Source organism: Bradyrhizobium sp. (genome assembly GCF_016462955.1).
Taxonomy (GTDB): Bacteria; Pseudomonadota; Alphaproteobacteria; order Rhizobiales; family Xanthobacteraceae; genus Bradyrhizobium.
In genome coordinates this window covers 1-6,241 of record NZ_JAEMSD010000135.1, presented here as the reverse complement: position 1 = coordinate 6,241, position 6,241 = coordinate 1, and the positions used below count along the sequence as shown (strand labels likewise).

The window sequence follows — 6,241 nt, the reverse complement described above, 5'->3', positions numbered from 1 at the left end:
CGAGAGATATCGCCTAGAAAGAGAGGAAAATGAGCGGTAGCGCGAGCTCAAGCGTCTCGAGCAAGAGAGATACCGCTAGGAGCAGTAAGAGCTTGAAAAGTAGCGTAAGGCCGAACGCAAGGCTCTCAATCGCCAGATGCAGAAAGATATCTCCGCAGAGGCGGCGACCGCCCGCCGGCCGAAGGATTGATTCCTGAACGAATTGACAGGATCTGCGCGTTCATCTGACCGACCGTGTCGGCTACGCCACGCCCGCCAGGTTTCAGTGATGGAACAAAGGTCCCGAGCTCGGCTTTCTCTTCACCCGAGCGCGACTAGATTGTAAACTCGATAGAGAGCATTCGGACTGGCCTCAATTTCGATCCTTGCTGATCAATACAAAGTTTTCAGGAGAGCTAAAGGTGACACTTCGGCGACACAGTTCTGCTCGTTGCGGCCGTCAACCCACACGAAAGTCTTTGCAGGTGCGCTACGCCGAAGTCCTGAAGTTACGAGAGGCGATTGATCGAACCCAGGCCAAGCTCGTCCGAATCACCGATACCGGGCGACGTACGGCAAAATGAACTTTCGCCGGGCAACTCAGTCGCAACGGCGGATTGTGCGCCATCGTAGCCCGAGGCTGGTCCGTACCGGCCTTCGTAAATCATAGCACATCGCACCGACGGCCCACCGGCCGTAAGTCGCATATTCGCCATACCCGAACGGATAATCATAGCCATCATCCAAAGGATTGGTCGTGAACGCGTCTCGCATGACGGGCCATGGAGCGCGGAGTGCCGGGCCGACAAGAACGCCCGGACTATCATAGAACGGCATCTGCGCCTTCGCTGGGGAGGAGCACGAGAGGCAGGCCGCGACAATCGCTAGCGAGGAAGCCAATCGCATGGTGTACAATCCGGTCCGCTAAACAGCGTTCGAGTAAAGACAGATCGCTTGTTCTATCTTGCCGGCTTGCCGCCATACAGCAGAGTTGGTGCCCCTGGTTAATCGCAACTGGTCATCCAACCACAAATTGGCTGGATGGACAGGACTAGACGCTTCCGAAACCCCAGAGCTTATCGAAATTCCAAGTCAGCCAGACGCCGGTCGCGAGATGCGGGCCAAACGGAATGGCCGGCCGGCCGCCAACCTCGTATCGTTCGGTACCGGAGAGCAGGATGGCCACAAGCGCCGACCCAACCGCAATCAGAACTGCTCCCGGCAAGGCTTCAAAACCAATCCAAAGGCTCGCGGCACTAACGAACTTCACGTCACCGAATCCAAACCCGTCATATCCGCGCAACCAGCGGAAGGCGCTTCGAAAGGCAGCAACCGCAACAAAGACCGCAGCCGCTTCGAAGACGCCGATATGCACCGCGGCGTCATGCGCCAACGCATATTCTGCCACTCCACCGGCGACGAGCGCCAGGTTGAAGCTATCCGGAATGATTCCGAAACGCGCGTCGATCGCACACACCGCCAGCAAGACCACGAGCAAATAGAGCCCCGAACACAACACTTCCGGTTCGATCGTGCCGAAAACCAGGCTCGCAACGAGCCAGATCGAACCTCCGACCAGGGACCAAGCCACAACGGCATCTTGCCGTCGCGCACGCCGGAACGTCAGCCCGTCCGCGAGGAAGCGGCCAATGCGTCTGGTGGTCTTGCGCAAGGCGCAGTTCACTTTGATAACACGCTCCGCTTCAGCGCGAGCGTCTGGCCTTGGCCTTCGAGCGTGACCTGCTCGGGTTTTACCTCGATAAGTCGCCAGCCATCGACATCCCCATCGACCTGGATCCAACGGCCCGTCGGATTTTGAGCTGACGTGATGAATGCTTTTTGCAGCGACCCGCTGATCAGGACGCCTCTGAGAACGATGTTCGAATCCAGTGCTGCAGCGGCAGGGGTGACGGTCGGAGGCGGAGCATCCGCCGACGTGTCTACGACCGCGATCGATGCCTGCCGCGTCCGTGCGAAGACAGGACGCGCGGTGACATGGTCGTAGGCCTTCTTCTCACGCGCCTTGCCCGTCGAAACGGTGGAGGAGACCGCTCCCAACGAAATCGAAGGTGCCATCACCGACACTTTCAAGGCGAGGATTGCGGCGATCGTGACGATGCCGGTCAGCATGATCGACAGCCGTAGCCCGGTCATGAGATAGCGCGACGCCGGCGGGAGTTCGGCAAATGCATTCTTGGACGGCAGCATCGCGTCGATGGGCGCAGCAAGGCTGCGCGCTCGCGGGAAACTCCGCAACCAAATCATTGCCCGCTGGGCGCGGCTGCCTTGCACAGCTTCCCCGGTCATTGCTGTGGCCTCGCTCCAGTCAGGTCGGCGGCTGTTTGATCCTCCTTCATGCCCGGCGGCTTGCCGCGAAATTCCTGCATGACACCCTCGACCTTGAACTCCGCCCGAAGCGTGGCTGCGTCGCCGTCACTGGCCGGCCTGAGGGAGGCGTCGGTAATGAACAGAAATGGAGACTGATCCTCAATTTCCGCTATCAAATCCCGCACAATTCCGAGCGATCCCTCAAACTGCAATCCGACTGCAACCGTCCGGGATTGTGCGATACGACCGCCCTGCAATCCGCGAAGCCCGAGCACGTGCGCGCCCTTGGCGGTCGCCATGGCTTGCAGCCTCGCTTGCAGATCGGCACTGATGACGCGTTCCTCGTCGCCAACCACGAAGGGTTGTGTGCTCTGGACACCGCGCTTCTCCATCACCTGTGCTTCGCCGGTGATACGCTGGAGATACGCCAGCTGCACGAGGCTATCCTGGATCTCGTCGTTCCTGGTCGAGAAATGCGAGAGCACCGGACCGACGAACAGAAGAACCACGAGCACCACACCGACCGCATTGAAGGCCAGAAACGCCCTCCTGCTCACCTGCCTGCCAAACAAGCCCATCATTGCTCTGCCTTCCATCCCGCCTCGGCCGGCCGCGCCAGTAAGCTGTTGCGCAATCGGAACCTGATGCTGAATCGGTCCTTGCCTTCATTGGCATCAGGAACGATGGCGGCGATCAGAGTCGCGCCCGAAAACATGGGCGACCGGTCAAGAATTCTCACAAGATGCGCGGCCTGCGACGAGTAGCCGGATATGGTCACTTGCCCCTGATTCATTCTGAGTTCTGTCAGGAACGTATCGTCCGGCAGAGCGCGGGACAGTTCATCCCAAACGGCCAGGAAACCACCATCGGCTTTCAGCGCGTAGAGCCGCATTCTTTGGCTGGACTGGCTCTTTCCTCCCTGCAGGCTGGCTTTGGCGTCCAGGAGTTCGGTATCCAGCTCGGCCGCCAAGCCGGCCTGGTACCATTCGAAGATCATGAGGCCCAAAACCACTGCCGCGAGCAGGGTTAGCCACAGGGACTTTATGGCGCGAGCTGCCTCCGGCGCATTCGCCCCTGCATCGGGTCGGATCTGAACCACAGAAGCGAGCCGGCCATCTTCAGTCCTAACAGCCAGAAAATCGATCTCTTCCATCGCAATTGCCATGGGCGCGATCGCCGCTGTCGCCCGCTCTCGCGCGATAATCCAGTGGCAGTGCGGGCCGGCGCCGTCGCGAGACGCATTGGGGATCGGGCTGGCAGCGTGCCAAACCTCCGTGAGCCGAAAGGGCGTTCGGCGGACAACTTCCTGATCAAGTATTTGAGGCAGCGAAGCGAGAGCCTCCCCGGGAATGTTCAGATTTCGTCTCAAGAACAAGTCTTCAGGGAGAACAGCAGCGAACAGGACTTGATCACGTCGGAGGCCGAGTTGCGCGAGCCATTCGAGCAGCGCGGAGCTGTCGAAAGCAGCCGCGGGGAATTGCCGCCGAACCGTGCCCCCGTCCCGGTCCAAATCACATGTGACGACATCGTCACTGCGCGATACAAAACACGTCGGCCGAACCTTGCGGTTGAGCAAAGGGCGCCACCTGGCCGGGACAGCCGCCCGAAACTCGGCCATCCACCAATGCGCGAACTGGCGCCAGCCGAGCGCAAGAGTCTCCCGATCAAGAGGGCGGATTTCCGAAAGGCCGACCATCGCGCGCATTGTTCCTTGGCAAGAGCCCCAGCTCGAAGAGCATATTTACTAAATCTTTACGAAGGGTAACGAACCGTTGCGGCTCGCCGATTGCTCAGCCTTGTCGAAGTGCAACCACGGCACGGGGACCACTTGTTCGCCCGTCTTCAAAGTCGACCATGATAGAGACCAGGTTAGGCAAGCTTTGCGAATTCCACTCGGTCTGCCAGACCGCCTGCCCCGACGCGCCGAAGTATCCGAAGTGAACGGCGCGAACGCCGCGAAGAATCACAAGCGTCGAAATCGGCGACTTGCCTTGCTTCGGTCCGTCCGAACGGCGGGTTATCGTGAGCACGAGGTCACCGCCGACGCGCCGTAGATCCGCCCCGTAAGCGCCGCCACGAAGCGCGCGCCCCTCGCTCAGCGCGACAAAGCGGATCTTCTCTTCACTGCCTTCGAACACCGCAGAATTCTTATCGTCGATAGGATAGGGCAGCGCCGAAGCAAGCAAATTCAGGAGGCTTTGGATCGCCGCATCAGCTCTTGCATCATTGCCGCTAGTCCGATCGGAATCGAATGCACGGCGGCCTATCGAGAGCCCTCCCACGATGGAGCCGGCAAGCAGAGCAAGGATCGCCATCGATACGAGGAGCTCGATCAAGGTCAACCCGTGCTCGGCCGCGCGTGAGCGCATGGGGCGCCTCGGTATGCGCTTTCCGACGAATCCCATCATGGCGCGATCCGAGGCGCAAGTTTCAGGGCCGATAGCCGCTCCTCGCGTCCATCCGGCGAGCTAACCATGACTTCGACCCAAACGGGAATGACGGCACTATCGGCCTCCTTGGCGACATTGCCTTTCCTTTGCTCGCCTTCGATCGTCGCGCGGGTCACAGTCTCCCGCCAAATGAACTGACCGACTTGACCCTGTCGCTGACCGACCGCGAGCTTCGACACGATGCCGGCCGCTTCCAAACGCGACTGCGCAATGCGGTTCATCACTCTGCTGTTGCGGGCTTGCGTGTCGGAACGCATGGCGACAGTGATCCCGACCAGTATGGTACCTATCCCCAACGCCAGAATTGCAAAAGCAACGACAATTTCGATCAGGGCAAATCCGTCGCGCCCGCCGCTCAGCGATGGAGCGACCCGATTGTGAGCAAATCGGCGCATCATCGACCCAGGACCGGCTGGCCAGTAAACCAGTTCACCGCTATCCGCCGGGTGTAGCCCTGGTAGCTCAGCAAAACGTCTCCGCCACTGGACTGACCGTCCGGAAAGAAGCGAAGCGCGCCCGTGTCGCCGCGGCGCTCTGTCTCGGCGATCGTCACTGCGATGCTCATCCCTTTCGGAAGTTTATGCATCGCATTCCGATAGCCGAATTCCGCATTCACCGGATCGATCGCAACGACAACGTCTGTGTTGGCCGTCATCGCTCGAGACCGCGCGAGCTGGAACGTGGCAGCCATCGACCGAGCCGTCCTTTCGACGCGGGCAGCGGCATTCTGCGGGCGCGCCATTACCGCTGACGCAAGGATGAGCGCCATGATCCCAAGGACCACCAGGAGCTCAATCAATGTGAACCCTGCGGACGAGCTAGACCGAAGCCTCATTGGATCGCCAGATTGTTGATCGAGAGGACGGCACTCATCACCTGCATGATCAGCGCGCCCACAGCGCCGCCGATGACGAGCGTAAGAACCGGAGTCAACAGATTGACCATTTGCTCAATCCGGCGCTGCAGTTCTCCGTCGAGAGTGGTCGCAATCCGGATCAGCATGGGTGCGAGTTGCCCGGACTGCTCTCCGACTGCAATGAGTTGCAGCGCCGCCGGTGGCAGAAGGTCCGTCCCGGCAAACGCCTGGTTCAACGACACGCCTTCTGGCACGCGCGCGATTGCGTCGGCATAGCCTGCATTCATGTAACGATTGGAGACCAGCGACCTGGCAATCTGCAGCCCGGTCATGAGCGGCACTCGCGCATCGAGCAACGTACCGAGCGAGCGAGCAAAGAGGCCGGCCTCCCGCATCTGAAGCAGCCGGCCCAAGACGGGAGCCCTGGACTTGATGCGATCCAGCCCCAGCGCCACACTCGCGTTCCTCCTGATTCTGTACCAGAGCATTGCGCAGACCGCCGCCCCTCCCAACAGACACACCGTCAATGGCAGCCAATGATCGGGAACACCCGCCAGGACTCCGAGAATTCCCGGCAGCGGCAAGCCAGCATCTGCAAAGATCGGTGACAGGTTGGGGATCAGCACGA

8 protein-coding genes are annotated in these 6,241 nt (G+C 60.3%); all 8 read right to left on the bottom strand.

The genetic code is table 11. From position 1 onward, the window contains the following. Positions 1 to 1,030: 1,030 nt before the first annotated feature. Positions 1,031 to 1,651, bottom strand: a complete 621-nt coding sequence (locus tag JHD07_RS16060) for an A24 family peptidase (protein ID WP_291623848.1) — start codon at positions 1,649 to 1,651, stop codon at positions 1,031 to 1,033. An 8-nt stretch (positions 1,652 to 1,659) separates the two neighbouring features. Continuing rightward, a complete protein-coding gene (locus JHD07_RS16055; RefSeq protein WP_291623846.1) occupies positions 1,660 to 2,286 on the bottom strand; it encodes a hypothetical protein in 627 nt (208 codons plus the stop codon). After that, entirely contained in the window at positions 2,283 to 2,888 is a 606-nt protein-coding gene (gene gspM / locus JHD07_RS16050; protein WP_291623844.1) for a type II secretion system protein GspM, read from the bottom strand. Before gspM ends, JHD07_RS16055 begins: the two co-directional genes overlap by 4 nt. Further along, positions 2,885 to 4,012, bottom strand: coding sequence for a PilN domain-containing protein (locus tag JHD07_RS16045; RefSeq protein ID WP_291623842.1), 1,128 nt, complete (start codon positions 4,010 to 4,012; stop codon positions 2,885 to 2,887). The genes gspM and JHD07_RS16045 overlap by 4 nt, the downstream gene beginning before the upstream one ends. 85 nt (positions 4,013 to 4,097) lie before the next feature. After that, positions 4,098 to 4,676 (bottom strand): prepilin-type N-terminal cleavage/methylation domain-containing protein, encoded by a 579-nt coding sequence (locus tag JHD07_RS16040; RefSeq protein ID WP_291623867.1) that lies wholly within the window; start codon positions 4,674 to 4,676, stop codon positions 4,098 to 4,100. Positions 4,677 to 4,711: 35 nt separating this feature from the next. Beyond that, a complete protein-coding gene (locus JHD07_RS16035) occupies positions 4,712 to 5,155 on the bottom strand; it encodes a hypothetical protein (protein ID WP_291623841.1) in 444 nt (147 codons plus the stop codon). Next, the gene (locus JHD07_RS16030; RefSeq protein WP_291623840.1) at positions 5,152 to 5,592 is read right to left on the bottom strand and encodes a GspH/FimT family pseudopilin; all 441 of its coding nucleotides are present in this window, start codon (positions 5,590 to 5,592) and stop codon (positions 5,152 to 5,154) included. Before JHD07_RS16030 ends, JHD07_RS16035 begins: the two co-directional genes overlap by 4 nt. Continuing rightward, positions 5,589 to 6,241, bottom strand: a 653-nt coding sequence (locus tag JHD07_RS16025; RefSeq protein WP_291623839.1) for a type II secretion system F family protein, incomplete at its 5' end; no start/stop codon positions are given. The genes JHD07_RS16025 and JHD07_RS16030, both read right to left, overlap by 4 nt.

Coding starts and splice junctions, on each gene's coding strand:
- JHD07_RS16055 (WP_291623846.1), bottom strand. CDS start 2,286: ATGACCGGGGAAGCTGTGCAAGGCAGCCGCGCCCAGCGGGCAATGATT.
- gspM (WP_291623844.1), bottom strand. CDS start 2,888: ATGATGGGCTTGTTTGGCAGGCAGGTGAGCAGGAGGGCGTTTCTGGCC.
- JHD07_RS16045 (WP_291623842.1), bottom strand. CDS start 4,012: ATGCGCGCGATGGTCGGCCTTTCGGAAATCCGCCCTCTTGATCGGGAG.
- JHD07_RS16040 (WP_291623867.1), bottom strand. CDS start 4,676: ATGCGCTCACGCGCGGCCGAGCACGGGTTGACCTTGATCGAGCTCCTC.
- JHD07_RS16035 (WP_291623841.1), bottom strand. CDS start 5,155: ATGATGCGCCGATTTGCTCACAATCGGGTCGCTCCATCGCTGAGCGGC.
- JHD07_RS16030 (WP_291623840.1), bottom strand. CDS start 5,592: ATGAGGCTTCGGTCTAGCTCGTCCGCAGGGTTCACATTGATTGAGCTC.